The sequence below is a fragment of the Pseudoleptotrichia sp. genome, from assembly GCF_057270515.1.
Genome location: NZ_DBHIXS010000010.1, coordinates 1 through 22264 on the forward strand (window position 1 = coordinate 1; position 22264 = coordinate 22264).

A 22264-nucleotide genomic window follows, 5' to 3' on the forward strand; every position below is an offset into this window, starting at 1 on the left:
GAACAATAAGGTTCTTAGTAAACATATCCAAATCAGGATCTGTTCCTGCAACAGCTGCTATAGATTTGTCAATCGGCTTATCTATTCTATAGTCTGCCAGTCCGTCTATTACTGCTAACTTATATTTATCATAAGTTACACCTGATTCAACATTATTAATAGTTCCAATATCTGCCATAGTTGTAAGATTGCCATGTAACCCGTTCAGTGCCAAAGTTCCGGGCGCATTTTTCAATCTTACGACAGTAACGTCATTTGAGTAAACATTGATACCCATTCCTGTTGTTCTTACAGACTGGTTTCCCGGTGCTAAACTGAGGTCTTTTTCAAATCCTACCGCTTTTCCTCTCAATGTCAGAGTTCCATTTGATAAATCCACTTTCCCTTGACCCTTTGTATAAATTGCAAATCCTTCTCCTTCATATTCTATACTTCCATTTTTTACATCTATAAAACTTGGAACTGACGCCGTTCCACCGTCAGAAACTAATCCTGAGGCTCCATTTTTAACGGTAATAGAAGCTTTTTGGATATCTATTTTTGAACCGTCTTTTGCATACACAGCTACTCCTTTATTTATTCCTTCCGGAATATCTGCGTCATTCAGATTAATTGTTACTTTATGATTAGGGTTTGTTGAAGAAAATGTTATATTTTTACCATTTCCTGCACTAAATATACCTGTAGCTCCTTTTTTTGCATTAATTATAAGATTTTCATTAGTAATTGTAATTGTACCTTTATTATATATTCCTGATGAGCTTCCACCAGTTATATTTATTGTACCTGTGGTTTCAAAAGTTCCTTCATTATATATTCCCACATTTTTCCCTATGCCTATAGATCCAGTAGATGTACTTACTCCTTCTACTGATATCGTTCCTTTATTTTCACCTTTTGTAAATTGGTCAGTATACATACCGATACTTTCTTTTCCTTTAAGAATCAATGAACCGGTATTTTTTATATTCAATTTAGTTGTTGCTGAACTTCCTATTGCAACCATTCCTTTTGTTCCGGATAAATTTTTTCCTGCTGTAACTGTTCCCGAATTATATATATGCTGTGTTTGTCCATTAGATAGCATCATTATATTATTATTCCCTGTTATTGTATCATCTGTCATATTCGAAGTCGTTGTAATATCTTTACTTACCTGAATACCATGTTTATCTGTTCTAATAAGTGTACTGTTATTAACATAATCTGCAATAGTAAATACTCCCATTGTACGATTGTTAAGTCTGAAATCATTTGTATTATTTGTCGAATAATCTGAAAGTCTTAAAAAACCTGTAGCCTTATCGGCATAACTGCTTTCAATTCCACCTAGTGTTACATTTAATCCAAAATAGTTAGCAATAGGATTTTGATAATTTGCTCCTGTTGTATTTGTAAGTTCCGAGTGTACATCAGCATTTAAATTCCCTGGTTCTACATAAGGATTGGCAGCTGAAGAAAGCGATTTTCCTATAGCAATTCCTACATTTTCCCGACCACTGACAAGTATCTTTTTATCTGTACCACCACTACTTACTGTTGTATCATCATAATAAGTATTAGCAAAAATATTTTTCATACGGAAACCATAATTATTACTACCATTGACATAAATGTTTCCTAGACTTACATCTACAGGAATATCATAATAATTATATTTTCCAAAATCTATTCCTATACTATTTTTACTATTTATAATTATTTTTCCATTATTTATAGTTTTATTATTTTCATGTATAGTTTTCCCTGTCGTATCTTGCATTTCTATATCAATCATAATAGCAACTACCTGATTCCCTGAAGAAGCTGTAATTGTACCGTCATTTTTAAATACCCAATTTCCATTTTGAGAAGTCTGTTGATTCCATAACTGATGCTCAATCCCTACAGTAGTTTCATAACTTACTCCATGTGGTGTAGTAACATTAGAACCTACCAATTCCAATGTTCCATCAAAAGTTAAAGTTCTAGTTACAGTAGTTCCTGAAGTAGCAGGATCTCCCGAATTATAACTTAAAAATATTTTTACATAATTAGGATCACTCGGAGATGCAGGTGCTCTAGTAACTCCTGCTCCGCCATGATATATCATCTTATAATTACCTGACACTCTTGCATCATGATTACGTATTTCATTTATAAATGCCTCTTTTGGAGATGAACTCCCATTTGGTAAAGTATCATTAAATGAAAGTATAGTATTATTACCTTGTAGATTTCCTGTCCATTTTATACCTCCCACACTATCTCCATGTTCTATCAAATAAGGGTTAGTTTCACTATGCCCTGGAGTAGTATAATTTTGATAGTTTTCAATTATTATAGAATCATCTACAGTTGACAGTCTTGAAACTTTTCCTGAATTTGATAAATATCCTACAGCAGGACTTTGCCAAAATCCTCTCCCTATAAATGCTAAATCTGGAGGTGTATTCGGTATTATAGCAGAAATTGTAATTGCAGTTGGCGTGCTAGGAGGAGTTACGTATCTCGGCTCAAATGCAGGTAATACTATTGTCGGTGCACTTGGTGTACTTGCAGGGGAATTCTTATTTACTTCTTTTATTTTTATTCCTGCACTTAGTGCCACATCTCTTGGCTCTTCATTTACCGGCCCTGTATTTGTCAGTCCATAATTTGTAATTATCCCTGTTCTTAAATTTGATGATGCTGAATAAGGGTTTACTCCTTGAGGTAAGTTAGCATAATTTTCGTCACTTTTCAGCATATATCTGTTCAGCTCATTTGCGTCTCTTACCAGTACTCCATAAAATGGATATTTTTCTTTTTTATCCCCTTTTCCTTTATAGCTGCCTTTCCACCCATTATAGGAATATATCGTTCCCCATTGCCATGTGTTCCAAGGCATTTTTATTACTTGGTCTCCCTGTTCCATTAACTGGATTAATTCCAAGTTTGCTTTTTTCAATAATTTGTTATTTTGTCTTTTTGCCTGTTTAAATGTCTTGTGCATATCACTTATTGATGTGTTTAAATCTCTCTTAGTTTGATTTATCGCATTTTCTGTACTTTTTACTTGTGGTGATGTCAATGTATCAGTAAATGCTAATGCTCCCATTAATAAGAACCCTAATAACAGACCTTTTGTATACTTTACATCTTTACTTCTTTTAACAAAAGCTCTTAACTCTTTTTCCATTTTCTTTAATGTGTTACTCATTTTTCACTCCTTTTTTTCTTTTTTTTAGCTCTTTATTACTCTATTTTAGTGCTGAATAATTCGCTGATGATACTACGATCATAATCATCAAAAAATATACTTTTTTCTACATCTCCTCCTAATCATTTTTATTTTTTATTAAAAACACCCGTTACATTAATTTTATATATAAATTTACTTAACGGATATATATCATATAATATACCTTAGATTTTCCTTTTTGTCTACTCATTTATTAAAAAAAGCCTAATTATTAAAAAAAAGAGTTTTTGAAAATTTTTTCTAAATTTAATTATTATTTATCAAATGGCATATCATATATAATAATACTCAAAAATATTAAATAAAAAATTATTTAAATTTAAAAATATGAAAAAATATCCTGTTTTTTAGACTTTATAAATTCATATACAAATAGTATTTAATTAGTTCATAACACTAAAAATTTTTAAAAATAGATTTATTTTACTTATAAATAAACAAAAAAATTTATCTCTAAATTTATATTCCTTATTCAGAGATAAACTTTTTTAATTATTCCATTGATATTTTTTCTGCTGGTATCTTTGCTTATTGTTATCTTTTTGTTATCTTTTTTTACTTTAATAAATCTTATGATTTTAAAAAATTTATTGAACAATTCCGTCTATCCATGTAAACAGCTCATCCAAATCATAATCTCCTGAATGAGGCGTAGCCCACGGTGATGCAAAATCTACATTTTTTCCTAAATTTTCAAGCTTTAACGCCAGTATTGCAGGTATTGCAAGAGATGTATCCTTGTCCACTGCTCCGTGTCTTATTCTCCAATACTTAGAAGTTGTTACTCCCTTTGTTCCGATATAATACATTGGGTTCATCATTTTTACTATTTTGCTGTCAGCTATTTGTCCATTTACAGTACTATGTTCAAACATATATTTTGTAAAGTGCTTATTACCCACTGCCTTATCTCCGAAAAGATTATTTTCTCCTGTAGATAAATCAACATTGTCAAATGCTCCGGGCGTTTTTTGTCTACCCATATGAGCTATATATTTATCATAGTCCAAATCTGTAACTTTCCCGTTTTTAATTGTCAGAAATTCAAACTCTGATAAATCCGTTCCCTTAGCTAATGCAGTATTTGCAGAATCAATATAATATTTTTTTATTTGTTCTTTAAAACTTCCATTTCCATTTTTATCAAGTGTCAGAGTTTTTCCATTTTTATCTTTTAATTTCAGACTATTCAGATAAGCAGGAAACATTTCTTTCAAATCATCTGAACGGGATATCTCATCAGCCGTCAAAGTTCCTTCAGTATACTTTCTTTCTACATTATAATCAAGCATGGAAATATTTATTTTTTTGTATGTTTTTATCTTATTGAACATCCACTCATAAGCAGTATTGGCATTATCCAGATTAGTTATTGGACAGTAGGCAGACACCGCAAAAATATCGTCCCTTCCGTCAATAGCTCCCAATTCTTTTAAATACGACTCATAATCCTTACTATTTCCCGTAGCTCCCAATAATGCAGACAACGCTCCTCCCGCACTCGTTCCGTTTGATACAATTCTTTCCGCATTTCCAGGCATTGCTTTATCATTATAGTGTAAATAACGTATTGCCGCCTTTAAATCTACAATAGCTGCAGGAGCTTTTCCTGTATAATTTCCCTGTTCATTTTTCAATGTTCTTCCTCTTGCTCCCGCTGCTGCAACTATGTATCCTCTGGACAGTGCCACTAATGACGCATTTTCTTTCCCTTTTCTTTTATCAATTTCGGGTTTTCCCGCTGCTCCGGGCATATATCCTCCGACACTGTTCGGAAAGAATATCGGTGCCGTCTTTTCATTATATTTTCCTACCGTTTTTCCATTAAAATATTCTTCAGGGATATAAATATTAATCGTCTGATAATTTATATCCACGGGATTTTTAATGTAGACTATATTTTCATAAGCTCTGTAAGTTATGTTTTTCCCGTTCACTTTTACTGTTTCTGTTTTATAATTGTTATTTACATCAAAATTCAGATTATAGCCTTCAGCAGTTTTATTACTTGGTTGTAGCTGCTTTTGTTCTTTCTTTACTGATGAAATTGCTTGAATATTTTTATTTGAGCTATTTTTATCCTCATTTATATTTTTTATGTTTTTAACTGTATTTGCATTTATTGACAAAGAAGTAATTCCAAATAAAAACAATACTGATTTCAAATTTTTTTTCATAGTTTAATCTCCTATATAATTTTTTTTAAATTATATTACTGTATTCTTATAATTCACAATGCTTTTATCTTATAATTACCATTTTTTTATCAATTATTTATCAATTATAAAATCATTTACTGTTAAATCAAATCTATGTCAATAATAAAAAATATTTTTTATTTTGCATCATTCTCATTTTTAAATATAAACTGTAAATATCTTATAAATACATAAATTACAGCAACTAATGCTATTATTTCTGTAACATTAACTATTTTTACTAATAAAGCCACATTTGTTCCGGATTTTTTCAAAACTCCCGTCGCAAGTTTCAATGCCAAACTGCTTATAACCATTGGGAAAGTAAATGCTGCATAACTTGGATAAAATCTGATTTTCAGTAATTTTGGCATGGAAAACAGCACCAATGCATAGAAAAATACTGTCAGAAAAATAAGTAAATTAAATATTACAATATTTTTTTCAGGAAAGCTGTTTATATATCCTGCCAATGAAAGTGCTGCCGGTGCTGCAAAAACTGCGAAAACAGGCAATGCAGGTTCAGGTATCTTTTTCACTTTAAATACTCTATAACATACTACAGGTATCAAAATGAGATACATAACAAATCCAAACCAGAAAGCAATTTTTCCCAACATAAGCATTTTAAACCACGGTGCCGTCACGCTCACGGTTATAATTCCTACATAAACGATAAACCATGTTGTAAAAACTGTTTCTATATTACGTTTAGGAATATATTTTAAACTGAACCATATAATCAGCAATATATGTATTGCAATTCCAATGTACCAAAAAATTATTCCTACGGATTTATTGTTAATATATGACGATAAAATAATTATTGCCATTGAATATGTTGCAAAACTTCCTGATATAACAGGATTTTCCATATTTTTTCTAAAATCTCCGAAATTCATTAATATTTTTATAGTCAGTAATACAATTATGATAAATGACAGAACTCCAAATATGCTTCTGTATATTTCTCCATAACTTTTCACTAAATTTCCTAAAGCTGCCATTCCCAATGCAAGACCTGATATAGGAAAAGGAAATTTCTCCAAAAATTTTTTCATGCTAATTCTCCTTTAAATTATATTTTTGATAATTCTTATACTTATACATTTATTTATACATTATTTTTAATATTTTTAGAATATTGTATTTTTAAATATTGTATTCTTTTTTCCTATATTGAATTTTTCAAAAATCGAGGTAAAATTTTATTAGAACAGATCCATAATTTTTTGGAAAGAAAATTTATTTAAACAGGAGGGAAAACGATGAGTGAAATTGATACAAAAAAGTTCACAAAAGAGGAACTTATAGCAAAAATAAGAGAAGATGCAGAAGCTCTTTACCGTTCAGGAACATTTTTCTGTAGTGAAGCTGTAGTTACTGTGCTAAATAATTATTTAGGACAACCTTATGCCCCCGATGTTGTAAAACTTGCAAGCGGATTTCCTATGGGAATGGGAAAAGCAGGCTGCCTATGTGGAGCAGTGTCAGGCGGACAAATGGCTTTAGGTATTGTATACGGAAGAACTCAAGGTGAAGCAATGCAAGAAAAAATGCTTGAAATTGCAAAAGGTTTACATGACCATATTATAAGTGAATATGGATCCTGCTGTTGCCGTGTAATGACAAGAAAGTGGCGAGGCGATGATTTTAAAAGCCCTGAAAGAAAGGAACATTGTATAAAAATTACAGGAAAAGTAGCAGAATGGATTGCCGAACAGCTTATAAATGACCACCAGATTGAAACAAAAAATGAGACAAAATAATATAATACAACCATAATTATAAAAAGAGACTGATTTAAAAGCTTACGCCCTATCTCCAATCCTGTGTTTAAAACTTTGGATACAGTTCAGTACAATTTGAAAACAGTCTCTTTTTTATTAAACTTTTTTGCTAAATAAAATTTAGATAATTTATTATTTTATTACTTTGAATTAAAATCCTAATTCCTTAAATTTTCTCAAATTTTCTTCATATAATTTTCTATTTTTGTTTTTATATTTTTCATTTAAATCTTTTATTTCTTTTACAATTTTATCTAATCTGTCATAAGTAACTTTTCTTTTAGCCAAAAATTCTCTATATTCTTTCATATCTTTATATGAACTGAAAAAATAATTAAACGTTTCTACATCATTGCCTTTTTTCATATAAGTATCAAATAAAGAATATAAAAGTGTATCTCCTATATCCTTATTTGAATGGGAGTACTCTCCAAAATCTTCTACCCTTTCTCCCGGGGCAGCCTCATCCAACAAAACCATTCCATAAACATCAGCTGCCAATGCTGTTTCATAATAATAACGTTTTGGCTCTTTTCCGTTATAAGCTAAATCTTTTGCTTTTTTTGCCAAAGGAATGGATTTATCATAATCTTTCTTATAGTATTCATAGTATTCTGAAAGGACAAAATAACCTACAGGGCTTTCAGGAGATAATTCTATAACTTTTTCTGCTATATTTTTTGATTTCTCAGCTTCCATTTTATTTTTGGAACTTCTACTTACCCATGCTAAATGCTCATATCCTCTTTGAAATTTAGGATTTATCTTTACTGTCTGTTCAGAATATCTTAATGCTTTAAGATGACTGTTTTCATCATCTGTAATGTCATTATAATAAAGCTGTCCTATAGCGTCTGATGCAAGATAATTCTTTTTGTCATATTTTAATGCTTTTAAAAATCCTTTTTCCAATTCATCAAAATCAAGTTCATCTTTTTTTACATTATTATTAGTAATTATAAATGTTTCTATTGATTTATTGTTTACTCCCGCTTTCTTTAATTCTTCTCTTATTTCTTTTTCTGTATAATAATCAAAATATGTACCACTAAATTTTTTATTTTTTGTAACTGCTTCCGATTTATTTATCCGATTTACAGCTGGAATGGTTATATTAGATATTATTACTGCCAATATTATTAAAATAAAAAACCTACTTCTAAATATTTTTGTGTTCATTCTTTTTTCCACTCCTTTTTAGAATATAATATAATTTTTTATTTAAAATTCTACATCTATATTTTTTATCTTACTTTGACTTTTACATTATTTTCTTTTTTGTTTTCTTCTTTATTCTGTTGAGCTTCTTTCATTTTTGATGACATTTCTGCTTTTATTTCAGTAATATTTTTTCTCATATTTGTTATTACAGGTTTTTTCTTTTCTTCTTTATCTTTGATAGCACCAAGGGTATTTTCCGAGGGTTCGAAATCATTTTTCATAATTTTTCTGTTAATTTCTTTCTTAGGTTCTTCTTTTTGAAGCAGTTTTTCTTTTATTGCTATTTTTTCCAAAGATTCAAATCCTGCCCAACGTTTTGCATAATCACCGTCATCTAAATTACTGATTTTCATACCTTCACAGTCTTTGTCTCCTACTTTTTCACCTTTACATACCTCTCCTTTTCCGCTGGAATGGACAAATTGCTGTTTTCCCGTTTTTTCATCTATTCCAATATACATTCCTACATGTGATATACGTTTTTTGTTTTTATTGAAGAAAAACACTAAATCACCTTTCTTTAATTGAGATTTATCTTTATTCAGTTTTCCTGTATATTCTGCCTGATGACTTGAATGTTTAGGAAACTCTTTAAATCCCTCATCTATTAGCACTTTCTGGGTAAATCCAGAACAGTCATAGCTTTTTGGTCCAGTTCCTCCCCATTTATAAGAATATTTTTTATTATACATTTCGAGAGCACGTTTTACAACTCTTTCTCTTATTTCTTCCATTTGTTTATCGGTTTTTTTAGGTTTTTCCTTAAAATCATTAAGGTTCATCAATTTTTCCATATCTTCTTCCATAAATCTCTCTCCTCTATTAAGTTTTTTTATTTTTGAATTCTTTTCCGTTTTCTGTTACTTAATATTTTATCCCCCTTTCCTTTAATTTTATTAAATCTTTTAATTTCATTATACTTTATATTAAATTATTACCATATAAAATATATTTTGTCAACCCTCCTAAACATTTTTTTATATTTTCATTTACAAAAAAACTACTTTAAAAAAGAAATTTTTCTTTAAATTAAAGTAGTTTTTCAAACTTATAATTATGCTTTTTTGTAACTTAAAATAAGTATTTTCAATAAATTTTACTATTATTTTTCTATCTCAAAATAAAATTTTCTTAATTTTTGTTATTTTAAATCTATATAATAATAGTCATTCCCTGCGGCGATTTTTGTGAGGTTCATATCTTTTATCTTGTCGCTTACAAGTATATTTTTTACATTTTTTGTCAATACCGCAATAGGAAATTCCACTCCCAATATTTTTTCAGCTTCCATCATTTTCCGAATTCTTATATTATTGTCAGCAGAATTTTTTACTTCTTCCAGCAATGAATCATACTTTACATTAGACCAGTTTGTTTTATTGTTTCCACCGTTAGTTACCCACATGTCCATATATGTCATAGGATCAAGATAGTCAGGACCCCACATTCCGATTGCTGCTTCATAATTTCCGCTATCTTCATTCTGGAAATAAATTTTATTGGTATTTGTAATAATTTCAGTTTCAAGACCCAACACTTTTTTCCAGCTTTCCTGAACATATTCAGCGAGTTCTTTATCACCCTCCAAAATTTGTAATGTTATTTTCGGTTCAGGATTACCCAACTCTTTCATTCCTTCATCAAACAGCTTCTTAGCTTTTTCAGGATTGTATTTTTCATATAAATCTCCATTTATTTCCCTGAAATCTTTGCCGTCAATTTTTCCATAACCTTCAGGAACAAATCCTTTTGCCGGTTCAAAACTTCCTGTGGCAACATTTTTAGCCAGTTCTTCCCTATCTATAGCTAAAGACATAGCTTCTCTGATTTTCTGATTTGAAGGAAGTTTCGTTTTTACATTAAATCTTATAAATCTTATAGAACCTTTGACATAAGATGTCAGTTCCTTGCTTCCTTTAAAATCCTGTACTAAGCTTCCTGAAATATTTGTAACATCAATTTCTTTATTTTTAAAAGCATTTTTTACTGCCACAGGGTCGGAAATCATTTTTGCTTCCAATATATCTATATGAATATTATCTTTATTCCAATAATTCTGATTTTTAGCTAAAATCATTTTTGATTCAGGCACCCATTCTTTTATAGTATAAGGACCATTTCCCATTGATTTTTCAATATTTGTCATATATCCTTCACCGATACTTTTTATAAATTTCTCATTTGCAGGATAATAAGTCGGAAATGAAAGTAAAGACAATAAATAAGGGGTAGGTTCTTTTATTTTAAATTCCAATGTATAGTCATCAAGAGCTTTTAACTGGACATCTTCTTTTTTACCTTTTCCTTCATTAAATTCTTTTGCACCGTTTATATAATATAACTCATAAGCATATTCAGAAGCTGTAGCAGGATCTAAGGCTCTTAACCATGCAAATACAAAGTCATGTGCAGTAACAGGGTCTCCATTTGGCCACTTAGCATTTTTTCTAAGGTTAAACTTCCATGTCAGTCCGTCAGAACTTATTTCCCATTTTTCGGCAGCAGCTCCTACGATTTCCCCTTTCAAATCTATCCTTGTCAAACCTTCAAACAATAATGTATCTACGACGATACCGAATGACTCCGTAGCCAATTGCGGATCAATAGTTTTCGGTTCAGCATCTATATTAATAGCTATTTTCTTTTCTCCCGTCTTCTCCTGCTTACCGTCTTTCTGTCCTGAATTTCCGCAGGAAAATATAAGAAACAGACTAAAAATAAATAATAATACTGAAATTTTTTTCATATTATGCACTCTCCTTAAATTTTTTATTTCACTAAATTATAACCTGATTTTTTATTTAAGGAAGTCTTTTTTATTTTTTAATTATAATTTTATATACTAATTCTGGTGTCCTGTAAATCTTACAATTAATTTCAACAAAAAAATAACTCTATTTTAATGATAAAGTTTGAAAATAAGGATATAATATATTATATCAAATATTTAGGAGGATTTATGAAAAAATTATTATTAGTTTTGGCAGTACTGTCAGCAAGTTCAGTCTTTGCTGCCGGACCAAAAGTTCCTTATACTCACGAAGGATTTTATTCAACTGACAAAGTTCAGAAAGCCGTACACTTTGTATCAGTAGACGATATTAAAAAAAGTCTGGAAGGAAAAGGACCTATCAATGTAAGCTTTGACATTGATGACACATTATTGCATTCAAGCGGATACTTTATCTATGGGCAACATTATTTCCAAATTCCGGGAGATAAAAGAGGAGCAATAAGTTATTTATATAACCAGAAATTTTGGGATTATGTAGCTGAAAACGGAGATGAGCATTCGATACCAAAACAGTCTGCAAAAGATCTCATAAAAATGCATCTGGAAAGAGGAGACCATATATTCTTTATAACAGGAAGAACAAAACATTCCAAAGATAAAAATTACACATCTACAAAACTTTCAAAAACATTGCAAAGATACTTTGCATTACCAAAAGAGGTTTATGTAGAATACACTGCCGATACTCCTACAGGCGGCTATAAATATGATAAGTCATTCTATATTAAAAAACATAATGTATCCATTCATTACGGAGATAGTGATGATGATATTTTGGCTGCAAGAGAATTAGGAATTAGAGGAATACGTGTTCAAAGAGCATATAACTCCACTAATCCTCAAAAACTTAATGGCGGATATGGAGAAGAAGTGCTAATCAACTCTGCATGGTAATTAATTTAAATTTATATAATAAAAAATAAAAGAGGCTAACGCCTCTTTTAAAATTTATCGGATATATCAAGACAATTTTTTTTATTTTTTGTAAACTTTATGATGAACAAACTGATTACAAAACATATAAATGAAACTGACAGCCATCCCAAATCAGCATTATTTAACGGTAATTTTTCCATTAATGAGGTTATTACGGGTACTTTTATCCCCATTTTATTTAAAGTATGTATTATACTTATTGCAATAGTGGGGTATACTGTTATTTTATACACTATTGAGCTACTTTCAATATATTTATCAATTAATGCAAGTATAATCAGTACTAATGAAACAGGATAAATTGCAAGTAATATAGGAATGCTGTATTCCATTATTTTATTTAAGCCTAAATTTGCCAGCATATAACTCCATATAACCCAAATCGTAACCCATATTTTATAAGATACTTTTTTCAACAGCGAATTAAAATACTGACTTATTGATGTAATCAGACCTACACCTATATTCAGACATGCTATTGTAAATATTCCTGCCAGTAATATTGTACCGAATTCTCCATAAGAATATTTTACGACAACTGCCAATATTTCAGCACCGTTTTTTGTCTGAGGAAATATTGCAGCACTGGAAGCTCCTACATGAGCCAGCATCATATAAACTGTAAAGAGTATAATACCTGCAAAAATTCCCGTTGTAATTACGATTTTTGTTATTCTGTTTTCTTCAAAAATATTTTTCTGTTTAATAACATATACTACAACCAGTCCATAATTCAGTCCGGCTAACGCATCCAATGTCATATATCCGTCGAGAAATCCCTGTAATCCTCCGTTTCGGGAATACAAAGTTTCAGGCAACAAATACTCTCCCATAGGTTTTATGAAAGTCCCTATAAATAATAAAAATATCATTATCAGAAATATTGGTGAAGTTATTTTACTTATTCTGTCCAAAAGTTTATTCGGACTTAGACTTATCCAGTATACTATTCCGAAAAATACTGTCGTATATATGAATAATGCAAGGCTTTTTGATGTTTCGGCAGGTAAATAAGGAGATATTGCTATCTCAAAAGGTAAAGTTCCTGCTCTAGGAATTGCCAGTGCAGGTCCTATTGCAAGATAAGTAGCCACTGTAAAAATTATTGAAAACACGGGGTCTACCTTATTTGCAAGCTTTTTGAGTCCGTCAGATTTTGCTACGGCAACTATCGCAAGAATAGGAAAAATTATAGCCGTAATGCTAAAAAAAATCATAGTTGTAAAAAGATTTGTCCCTGCCTGCTTTCCTAACATTGGAGGAAATATAAGATTTCCTGCTCCAAAAAATAGGGAAAAAGTCATCAGTCCTATCATTATTAATTCTTTTTTCTTCATTTCTATTTTGATTCATATCCTTTCATTATCTGATATTATAATAGCAGTTTTTTAAAAACAAAATAACTAAAATAATATTTACTGAATTTTTATTTTTAAAAAAGCCGATACCACCAGATACCGACTTCTCAAAAAAATTTTTATTTAATTATACTAATTCGATTATCGCCAATTCAGCAGAATCTCCTCTTCTTACATCAGTCTTGATAATTCTTGTATAACCACCATTTCTATCCATATACTTAGGTGCTATTTCTTTAAAAATTTTAGCAACTGCTTCTTCATTTCTTAAAAATGCGAAAGCTTGTCTTCTTAAATGGATTGCTTTAGCTCTTTCCTCATTATTTTCCTGATTAAGATTATTATATTTTTTTCCTAATGTTATAACTTTTTCAGTAAATTTTCTTAATTCTTTTGCTCTTGTAACAGTTGTTTCTATTCTTTCAGCTTTTACCAAAGAAATAGTCATATTTTTAAGCATAGCTAATCTATGGTCGCTTCTTCTACCTAATTTTCTATATGATTTATTATGATTCATTTACTACTTCCCTCCTTGATACAGTTTTTATTGATTTGCGGCTTCTTCACTTAAATCGTAGCCAAGTTCTTTCATTTTATCAATGATTTCATTTAGGGATTTTCTTCCTAAATTCTTAATTTTAAGTAATTCGACATATGTCATTGATGTCAAATCGGATATTGTATTTACACCTGCTTTTTTCAAGCAATTATAAGACCTTACTGTGAAATCAAGTTCTTCTATTTTCATATCTTCTATGTTGCTTTCAGCTTCAGCACTTACTGATGATACTTCATCTTCATTACCTCTGAATTTGCTCATACTGTTACCGATATTTGTAAACGGTTTTACATGTAATATCAACAATTCCACAGCATATGACAATGCATCGTGTATTTCGATACTTCCGTCTGTAGAAATTTCCAATACTAATTTATCATAGTTTGTAACCCTACCAACCATAGTATCTTCAACAGTATAATTAACTTTTTTTATAGGTGTATAAATTGCGTCAACTGCTAAATATCCAATAGGCCAACCTTCAGTATCTATTTCATCGGAAACTACAAACCCTTCTCCCGAGTCAACTAAAAATTCCATATTAATCTCTTTGTCAGTTGTTACAGTTGCAATAACCTGTTCAGGATTTATAATCTTTATACCTGCATCAGGCTTAATATCAGCTGCAGTTATTACTTTAGGCCCTTTAACGGATAAAACCATTTTTTTCTCACCCGGCTCATCAAGCTCTACAACTATTTCCTTGACATTCAGTATTATATCAGTAACAGCTTCTTTTACTCCGGGTATTGTCGAAAATTCATTCAATACACCGTCTATTCTAAGACCTTTTATAGCTGACCCCGGTATTGATGATAACAATATTCTTCTCAACGCATTTCCAATAGTGTTTCCGTATCCTCTGTATAAAGGCTCTAACGTATATTTAGCTGTATATCTGTTTTCCTTTTCTTCTGTCAATTTTATATTTTTAGCTATTTTTTCAATATTTAACAAGCTAAATCAACTCCTTGGATTATTAGATTATTATTATCTAGAGTAAAACTCGATAATCATTGCTTCATCAATTTCAAAGTCAACTGAATCTCTTCCCGGATTTTCCAATACTTTTGCAGTTAATGTTCCTTCATCCAATGACAACCATCCCGGAACAGCTTTTTGTCCCACTGCTTCTTTGATTATAGCTAATTCTCTTGAATTTTCTTTTAAAGAAATTACATCTCCCTGTTTTACTCTGTAAGATGCTATATTAACTCTTTTACCGTTTATAAGCACATGCCCATGACTGACAATTTGTCTTGCCTGTCTTCTTGTTGTACCAAAACCTAATCTGTAAATAACATTATCTAATCTTCTTTCTAAGTATTGAAGTAATAATTCCCCTGTTACTCCTTCTTTTCTTGTAGCTTCTTCATATAATTTATAGAATTGTTTTTCCATTACTCCATAAACAAATTTTGCTTTCTGTTTTTCTCTTAACTGTGTTCCATATTCAGTTAATTTTCTATTTGCATTCGGTCTTATATTTCTGTTTGATTTTTTATTAACTCCTAAAATGCTTGGATCTAAGCCAAGATTTCTACATTTTTTTAACACCGGCTGTCTATCTCTTGCCATTTATCTATTTCCTCCTTATTTAATAAATTTACGGTCTTCTCTTTTTAGGCGGTCTAGCACCATTATGAGGTACCGGAGTTATATCAACTATTCTTGTTACTTCAAGGCCTGTAGCCTGTATAGATCTTATGGAAGCTTCTCTTCCTGAACCCGGTCCTTTTATTTTTATTTCTATTTGTTTCATTCCGTTTTCTATTGCTACTTGTGCCGCCTGTTCTGCTGCTATCTGAGCTGCAAACGGAGTTCCTTTTTTAGTCCCCTTGAACCCTGAAGTTCCTCCTGATTTCCAGATTACAACTTTACCTTCAGAATCTGTTATAGTTACAACAGTATTATTAAAAGTAGAATGTATATATGCTATCCCGTTAGGAATATTTTTTAATTTTTTCTTTTTTGAAACTGCTGGTTTTTTAGCCACTTATGGTTTCCTCCTTAACTTAAATTTTCTTATTTTTTCTTAGCTATCGCCATTTTTACAGGCCCTTTTCTTGTTCTTGCGTTTGTTTTAGTTTTTTGTCCTCTTACAGGCAACCCGTTTCTGTGTCTTAATCCTCTGTAACTCTTAATATCAAGTAATCTTTTAATATTAAGTCTGATTTCTTTTCTAAGTTCCCCTTCGATTTTGTACTCTTCAACTATTGTTCTGATTTTTCCTACTTGTTCTTCAGTTAAATCTTTTACTTTGATGTCTTTGTCAACACCTGCTTTTTCTAAAATCTCGTTTGAAGTGCTTCTACCTATTCCGAAAATATAAGTAAGTGAAATTTCTACTCTTTTATTTCTTGGAATATCAACTCCCGCTATTCTAGCCAAATTCTTTTCCTCCTTGTTTTTGATATTTTTAAATCTTCTTCAATATGCCCTTACATAAAAAAACATAAGGAATAAGCCCTACAGCCAAACATATCTTTACAATTTTTATCAGTTATATCTATATATAATTAAATAAAAATTTTTTCAAGACTGCTTATTTGTTTTCTTATCCTTGTATCTGCTTATGTTTAGGGTTTTCGCATATTATTCTTACTTTTCCGTGACGTTTGATTATTTTACATTTGTCACATATCGGTTTTATTGAAGCTTTCACTTTCATTAAAAACCCTCCTTCCAAAAATGTTATTTTTTTCTATATACAATTCTGCCTCTTGACAAGTCATACGGAGATACTTCAACCGTTACTTTATCGCCTGGCAAAATTTTTATATAGTTCATTCTCATTTTTCCTGAGATATGCCCTAAAACTTCATGTCCATTTTCAAGTCTAACTTGAAACATGGCATTAGGTAAGGCTTCTAAAATTTCACCTTCCAATTCCAGAACATCCTGTTTTGCCATAAAAATCACCTCGGATCCTTTCAAGTATATCAAAAAATCAAAAATATGTCCAGTATTTTTTCATATTTTGGACTTATTTTTTAATTGTTTAGCATAACTAAAGTATTATACGCTATTTTTCTCTTTTTGTCTATATTTAGTTGTTTTAATTTATCATATTTGCTATAATTATATTATATTATTTGTGTAATTTTTTTATTTCTATAATTTTTTAAATCATATAAATTATAGAAAAGATCGAAACGTTAATATTTATATTGAAAATAGGAGGCAAATATGTTAAATGATAAATTTTTTGAGGTATTAAAACATGAAGGTGTTGTTTCAGTTGTAACTTGGGGAAATGGAGAACCGAATATTACTAATACTTGGAATTCCTATCTGCAAATAAAAGATGGAAACAGAATACTTATTCCTGCCGCAGGATTTAGTCGTGCCGAAAAAGATATAAATGTAAACGATAAAGTAAAAATCGCTTTGGGCAGCAGACAAGTTATGGGAAATAACAATTATCAGGGAACCGGCTTTTTAATCGAAGGGATAGGGAAATTTCTGACTTCGGGAGAAGATTTTGATTTTATGATAGAAAAGTTTCCTTTTCTAACAAGAGTTTTTGAAATAACTGTAACATTAGCCAAACAATTATTGTAAAAATTATCAATCAAATTATCAATTAAAAAGAGACTGCCTCAAAAGAAAAATTTAAAAAATAATGAGGCTGTCTCTTAAAATAAAAAAATAACCGAATCACAAATTTTGTGTATTTTATTATTGTCATAAAGCTAAAAAAACAAAGCAAGTTGAATCTGAAACATTCCTGTTTCAAATACGCTCCAAATTAATCTTTCTGTGCAACTTCACTTTCATTAAAAAACATTTCTATTATTAAAATATAAATATATTCCAATGCTACAAGAAATACTAACAACTTAGCTATGATACTCAATATTCCAATCTCCAATAATTCTAAAATTCAAATCTATTCTTTTACGCTCAATATTAAAGGTCTTCCGTCTACTATGGCTACACTATGCTCAAAATGTGCCGAACGGGAATTATCTTTAGTTTTTACAGTCCACATATCTTTCATTATTTTGATTGGATATTTTCCTACATTTACCATAGGCTCTATAGCTATAACCATTCCGTCCTCTATTTTTGCACCTGTTCCTGCTTTCCCGTAATTAGGAACCATAGGGTCTTCGTGCATTTCTTTTCCTACACCGTGTCCTGCAAAATCCCTCACTAAAGAAAACCCGAAACTCTCAACATATTCCTGAATAGCATGGCTTATATCTCCTATTCTGTTTCCTTTTACAGCATAAGTTATTCCCAAATCTCTGGCTTTTTCAGTTACTTCAAGTAATTTTTTCGATTCTTCGTCTATTTCTCCTACAGCATAAGTTATCGCTGCATCGCCAAAATAACCGTCAAGAACCGTAACTGTATCGATACTTACAATATCTCCATTTTTCAAAACTATTTTTTTATCGGGAATACCATGTACTACTGTTTCATTTACAGAAATACATGTAGAAGCGGGATAAGGCGGATAAGGTCTTCCTATATCATAGCCTTTTGTCCCGGGGATTGCCCCCTGAGTTCTTATATAATCTTCGGATATTTTATCCAATTCATAAGTGCTTATCCCTGCTTTTATATGTTTCGGTAGTATATCCTCAAATAATCTCGCTATAATTTCATTTGCTTTTTTTATTTTTTTTATTTCATCCAATGTTTTATAAACTATCATTTTTTTACTTCTTTCCATTATTTTCTTTTATTTTCTTTATTTCTTATTATTTTCATTTTCTTTATTTCTCATTGTTTTCAGATAATATTTTATCTACGAAAATTCTTACTAAAATTAGACACGTGTTTTAATAACCTACCATAATTTTATTTCAAAATAATATTTTCTAATAAGAACTTATCTAAAAATGCACTATGATAACATATTGTAATTTTATTTTTCCAATATCTCAATTATATCTTTTGTAATTTCTTCCAATTTTTTAGTTCCGTCAACGGTATAGACTTTTCCCTGTTTTTTATAGTAATCCAATACAGGAGCAGTCTGTTTATTATATACTTCAAGTCTTTTCACTACTGTTTCTTCGTTGTCATCAGCTCTCTGTTCCAAGTCCTCAGGATTTTCGTCTACAGGAGGATTATATTTGATATGGTAAATTTTCCCTGTTTTTTTCGATACTCTTCTTCCCGTAATTCTTTCTATAATTTCATCATCACTTACATCAAGTGCAATAACTTTTTCTATTTTTTTATTAAATTTTTCAAGTATCCCGTCAAGTGCTTCAGCTTGGGCAACTGTTCTCGGAAATCCGTCCAGAATAAATCCTTTTTCACAATCGGCTTCCTGAAGTCTTGCTTCCACAAGTCCGTTTACTATATCATCCGATACGAGTTTCCCCTCATCCATAAGTTTTTTAGCTTCCAGTCCCAATGGAGTTTTATTGGCAATAGCAGCTCTCAATATATCTCCTGTGGAAATTTGAGGTATTTCATATTTTTTAGTCAATTCTTTCGCCTGAGTTCCTTTTCCTGCTCCCGGAGCTCCAAATAATATTATATTCATAGTTTTTTCACACGAAATCAGCAATAACAGTAATTCGTGTACTCCTTTCCCTGTATTTATTTCTTATTTATTATTTATTTTACCATATTTTTAAGTAAATTTGAATGGTATATCAGCTATAACAAATATATCCCATTTTAATGTTGTTTTTTGCCCTTTAAAATGTTATTATTTCAATATAAATATTGAACACAGATAAACTCAAAAGGAGAATTTTAATTATGCTGTATCCGTTAAAATTTAAAAAAGTTTTTATTGAAAAAGTCTGGGGAGGTCGAGAATTTGAAACAAAACTCGGTATGACTCTCCCAAAAGATAAAAAAATAGGAGAATCATGGGAAATTTCAGCTCATCCTAACGGAATGAGTATCATAGAAAACGGTTTTCTTGCAGGAAAAACTTTACAGGAAGTTTACAATGAATATAAAGGAAAACTTGTAGGAGAAAAAGTTTACAGTGAGTATAAAGACAGATTTCCTCTGCTTATCAAGTATCTTGATGTAAATGATAGACTTTCCATACAGGTACATCCGAATGATGAGATTGCCATGAAAAATCATAATGAACTTGGAAAAAGCGAGTCATGGTATATTATGGAAGCCAGTGATGATGCTGTCCTTATAATGGGTATGAAACCCGGTATTACAAAGGGCGATTTTTTAAAAAAAGCTGAAAATAATGATTTCAAAGGATTATTCGAGGAAAAATCCGTAAAAAAAGGTGATTTCATAGATATTGTTCCGGGAACGGTACACGCTTCACTGAAAGGCAGTGTTCTTTTTGCAGAGATACAGGAAAATTCGGACATTACTTACAGAATTTATGATTTTGACAGATTGGAAAATGGTGTAAAGAGAAAACTGCACATTAAAGAAGCGTCGAATGTTATAGATTTTGACAGAAAAGTAGACATTGTAAATACAGATTTTGCTAAAAATGAAACAAGGAAAAACATTATAAGAAAAAAATATTATTCCATTGACAAAATAAAAATAAACGACAGTTTTTCGGACACAAATGACAAAAGTATGATTATTTATTCCATACTGGACGGAGAAGGCTTAATTATACAGGATAAAGACTTATCAGATAGTAATATGGAAACTGAAAGTCAAGACAACTGTTCACTTAATATAAAAAAGGGAGAGTCTATATTAGTTCCTCCTCATATAAATGTTACTTTAAAAGGAAATTTTGAAATATTAAGAACGATTATTGAATAAAATATTGAAAGAGGTGAAGTAAATTGAAATATAATTTTGATGAAATAATTGACAGAAAAAATAACCATTCTACGAAATACAACGAACTTATGAAAAAATTCGGAACGGATGACGTTATTCCCCTTTGGATTGCCGATATGGATTTCAAAACGGCAGAACCCATAATAAAAGCTGTTGAAGAAAAAGCAAGACACGGTATTTTCGGCTATGTTTACAGACCTGATGAATATTTTCAGTCTTTTATAAATTGGCAAAAAAGACAGCATAACTGGAATGTGGACAAGGAACTGTTAAGTTTCAGCATAGGTGTTGTTCCCGCCCTTGCTACATTAGTTAAGCAATTTTCAGAAAAAGGCGATAAAATACTAATTCAGACACCTGTTTATTCCGAATTTTATGATATTAATCATGATAACGGGAGAACTGTTATTGAAAATAAATTTTCGGAGAAAGACGGAGAATATTTCTTAGATTTGAAAGATCTTGAAAATAAGCTGAAAGAACAGCCAAAATTATTTATTTTCTGTAACCCTCAGAATCCTATCGGACACGTATGGACTTATGACGAACTGAAAGCTATTGGAGATTTATGTATCAAATATAACGTTCCCGTAGTATCGGATGAAATTCATGCAGACCTCACTTTATGGGGAAATAAGCATATCCCTTTTGCGAGTGTTTCAGAAGAAATCGCCAAAAATACTATCACTTGCACATCTACGGGAAAAGCCTTCAATCTTGCGGGATTACAATGTGCAACTGTAGTATTCAACAATTTACAGGAAAAACAGAAGTTCGACAAATTTTGGAAAGACCTTGAAGTACATAGAAACAATCCTTTCAATTTAGTCGCTACAATCGCTGCTTACAATGAGGGAGATGAATATCTTTCCCAGTTGAAAAAGTATCTTGAAGATAATATTATGTTTGTTCATAATTATTTAAAAGACAACATTCCTAAGATAAAATCAAATATTCCTCAAGCTACTTATTTAATCTGGCTTGATTGTCGGGAATTAGGGTTAAATCAAAAAGAGCTTGAAGAATTTATGTTAAAAAAAGCAAAACTCGGACTTAATCCGGGAAGAGCCTTTCAGAAAGATTTGGAAGGATTTATGAGGCTCAATTCCGCCTGTCCGAGAGCTGTCCTAAAAAAGGCAATGGAACAACTGAAAAATGCTGTAAACAAACTTTTAAAATAAACTCTGTATAATAATTAATTATAATTCCAATGTAAAAAATATATTTATTCATATAATAAAATATTATTTTTTACATTGTTTTTATTGTTAAATTTTGATTTTAAATATTTTATTTTATTCATTGACAATATAACATAAATATAGTATTATATTTGTATGTAAAAATATTTTCGAGGAAAAAGATATATATCCGAAAATAGAAAATAAAATTATCCGTACTTAATTTAGTTTCTAAATTTGAAAATGATACC

Annotated in this window: 21 protein-coding genes; 5 read left to right on the top strand and 16 right to left on the bottom strand. The window is 30.5% G+C overall.

Features of this window, described 5'->3' with window-relative positions; all coding sequences use genetic code 11:
- From ACO5J6_RS07735 to ACO5J6_RS07745, 3 genes are all read right to left on the bottom strand, one after another.
- The coding region (locus tag ACO5J6_RS07735; protein WP_485643210.1) for an autotransporter-associated N-terminal domain-containing protein at positions 1 to 3181 on the bottom strand (3181 nt) is incomplete at its 3' end.
- Positions 3182 to 3810: 629 nt separating this feature from the next.
- Positions 3811 to 5400, bottom strand: a complete 1590-nt coding sequence (locus ACO5J6_RS07740; protein WP_485643212.1) for a subtype B tannase — start codon at positions 5398 to 5400, stop codon at positions 3811 to 3813.
- Positions 5401 to 5558: 158 nt separating this feature from the next.
- The gene (locus ACO5J6_RS07745) at positions 5559 to 6482 is read right to left on the bottom strand and encodes a TDT family transporter (protein WP_485643214.1); all 924 of its coding nucleotides are present in this window, start codon (positions 6480 to 6482) and stop codon (positions 5559 to 5561) included.
- Positions 6483 to 6689: 207 nt separating this feature from the next.
- Between ACO5J6_RS07745 and ACO5J6_RS07750 the strand changes: the two genes are divergently transcribed.
- Positions 6690 to 7190: a C-GCAxxG-C-C family protein gene (locus ACO5J6_RS07750; RefSeq protein WP_485643216.1), complete on the top strand. Its 501-nt coding sequence runs from the start codon at positions 6690 to 6692 to the stop codon at positions 7188 to 7190.
- Between the two features lie 171 nt (positions 7191 to 7361).
- Here the strand turns inward: ACO5J6_RS07750 and ACO5J6_RS07755 are convergent, their stop codons facing one another.
- The 3 genes from ACO5J6_RS07755 to ACO5J6_RS07765 form a co-directional block, all read right to left on the bottom strand.
- Positions 7362 to 8390 (bottom strand): tetratricopeptide repeat protein, encoded by a 1029-nt coding sequence (locus ACO5J6_RS07755; RefSeq protein WP_485643218.1) that lies wholly within the window; start codon positions 8388 to 8390, stop codon positions 7362 to 7364.
- 65 nt (positions 8391 to 8455) lie between these two features.
- A complete protein-coding gene (locus ACO5J6_RS07760) occupies positions 8456 to 9238 on the bottom strand; it encodes a C40 family peptidase (RefSeq protein ID WP_485643219.1) in 783 nt (260 codons plus the stop codon).
- Between the two features lie 335 nt (positions 9239 to 9573).
- Positions 9574 to 11178: a peptide ABC transporter substrate-binding protein gene (locus ACO5J6_RS07765; protein WP_485643220.1), complete on the bottom strand. Its 1605-nt coding sequence runs from the start codon at positions 11176 to 11178 to the stop codon at positions 9574 to 9576.
- Between the two features lie 213 nt (positions 11179 to 11391).
- Between ACO5J6_RS07765 and aphA the strand changes: the two genes are divergently transcribed.
- Positions 11392 to 12120: an acid phosphatase AphA gene (gene aphA / locus ACO5J6_RS07770; protein ID WP_485643222.1), complete on the top strand. Its 729-nt coding sequence runs from the start codon at positions 11392 to 11394 to the stop codon at positions 12118 to 12120.
- 47 nt (positions 12121 to 12167) lie between these two features.
- Here the strand turns inward: aphA and brnQ are convergent, their stop codons facing one another.
- The 8 genes from brnQ to infA form a co-directional block, all read right to left on the bottom strand.
- A complete protein-coding gene (gene brnQ, locus ACO5J6_RS07775) occupies positions 12168 to 13499 on the bottom strand; it encodes a branched-chain amino acid transport system II carrier protein (protein WP_485643224.1) in 1332 nt (443 codons plus the stop codon).
- Between the two features lie 148 nt (positions 13500 to 13647).
- Positions 13648 to 14037, bottom strand: coding sequence for a 50S ribosomal protein L17 (rplQ, locus tag ACO5J6_RS07780; protein ID WP_485643225.1), 390 nt, complete (start codon positions 14035 to 14037; stop codon positions 13648 to 13650).
- A 27-nt stretch (positions 14038 to 14064) separates the two neighbouring features.
- Positions 14065 to 15036: a DNA-directed RNA polymerase subunit alpha gene (locus ACO5J6_RS07785; RefSeq protein ID WP_485643226.1), complete on the bottom strand. Its 972-nt coding sequence runs from the start codon at positions 15034 to 15036 to the stop codon at positions 14065 to 14067.
- Between the two features lie 33 nt (positions 15037 to 15069).
- The gene (gene rpsD / locus ACO5J6_RS07790) at positions 15070 to 15657 is read right to left on the bottom strand and encodes a 30S ribosomal protein S4 (RefSeq protein ID WP_485643228.1); all 588 of its coding nucleotides are present in this window, start codon (positions 15655 to 15657) and stop codon (positions 15070 to 15072) included.
- 28 nt (positions 15658 to 15685) lie between these two features.
- Positions 15686 to 16075 (bottom strand): 30S ribosomal protein S11, encoded by a 390-nt coding sequence (gene rpsK, locus ACO5J6_RS07795; RefSeq protein WP_006807672.1) that lies wholly within the window; start codon positions 16073 to 16075, stop codon positions 15686 to 15688.
- A gap of 29 nt (positions 16076 to 16104) precedes the next feature.
- Positions 16105 to 16470 carry a 30S ribosomal protein S13 gene (rpsM, locus tag ACO5J6_RS07800; RefSeq protein ID WP_006807645.1) on the bottom strand — a complete coding sequence of 122 codons (366 nt, stop codon included), beginning with the start codon at positions 16468 to 16470 and terminating at the stop codon, positions 16105 to 16107.
- A gap of 166 nt (positions 16471 to 16636) precedes the next feature.
- Positions 16637 to 16750 carry a 50S ribosomal protein L36 gene (gene rpmJ / locus ACO5J6_RS07805; protein WP_125237381.1) on the bottom strand — a complete coding sequence of 38 codons (114 nt, stop codon included), beginning with the start codon at positions 16748 to 16750 and terminating at the stop codon, positions 16637 to 16639.
- Positions 16751 to 16773: 23 nt separating this feature from the next.
- Positions 16774 to 16992 carry a translation initiation factor IF-1 gene (gene infA, locus ACO5J6_RS07810; protein WP_006807623.1) on the bottom strand — a complete coding sequence of 73 codons (219 nt, stop codon included), beginning with the start codon at positions 16990 to 16992 and terminating at the stop codon, positions 16774 to 16776.
- 276 nt (positions 16993 to 17268) lie between these two features.
- Here infA and ACO5J6_RS07815 point away from each other — a divergent pair, with 276 nt between their 5' ends.
- Positions 17269 to 17643: a pyridoxamine 5'-phosphate oxidase family protein gene (locus ACO5J6_RS07815; protein WP_485643232.1), complete on the top strand. Its 375-nt coding sequence runs from the start codon at positions 17269 to 17271 to the stop codon at positions 17641 to 17643.
- Between the two features lie 328 nt (positions 17644 to 17971).
- Here ACO5J6_RS07815 and map read toward each other — a convergent pair whose 3' ends face one another.
- Both map and ACO5J6_RS07825 read right to left on the bottom strand, forming a co-directional pair.
- Positions 17972 to 18745: a type I methionyl aminopeptidase gene (map, locus tag ACO5J6_RS07820; protein ID WP_485643233.1), complete on the bottom strand. Its 774-nt coding sequence runs from the start codon at positions 18743 to 18745 to the stop codon at positions 17972 to 17974.
- A gap of 213 nt (positions 18746 to 18958) precedes the next feature.
- Entirely contained in the window at positions 18959 to 19588 is a 630-nt protein-coding gene (locus ACO5J6_RS07825; RefSeq protein WP_485643234.1) for an adenylate kinase, read from the bottom strand.
- A 221-nt stretch (positions 19589 to 19809) separates the two neighbouring features.
- Here ACO5J6_RS07825 and ACO5J6_RS07830 point away from each other — a divergent pair, with 221 nt between their 5' ends.
- Positions 19810 to 20811, top strand: a complete 1002-nt coding sequence (locus ACO5J6_RS07830; protein ID WP_485643235.1) for a type I phosphomannose isomerase catalytic subunit — start codon at positions 19810 to 19812, stop codon at positions 20809 to 20811.
- 23 nt (positions 20812 to 20834) lie between these two features.
- A complete protein-coding gene (locus tag ACO5J6_RS07835) occupies positions 20835 to 22013 on the top strand; it encodes a MalY/PatB family protein (protein ID WP_485643236.1) in 1179 nt (392 codons plus the stop codon).
- Positions 22014 to 22264: the final 251 nt, after the last annotated feature.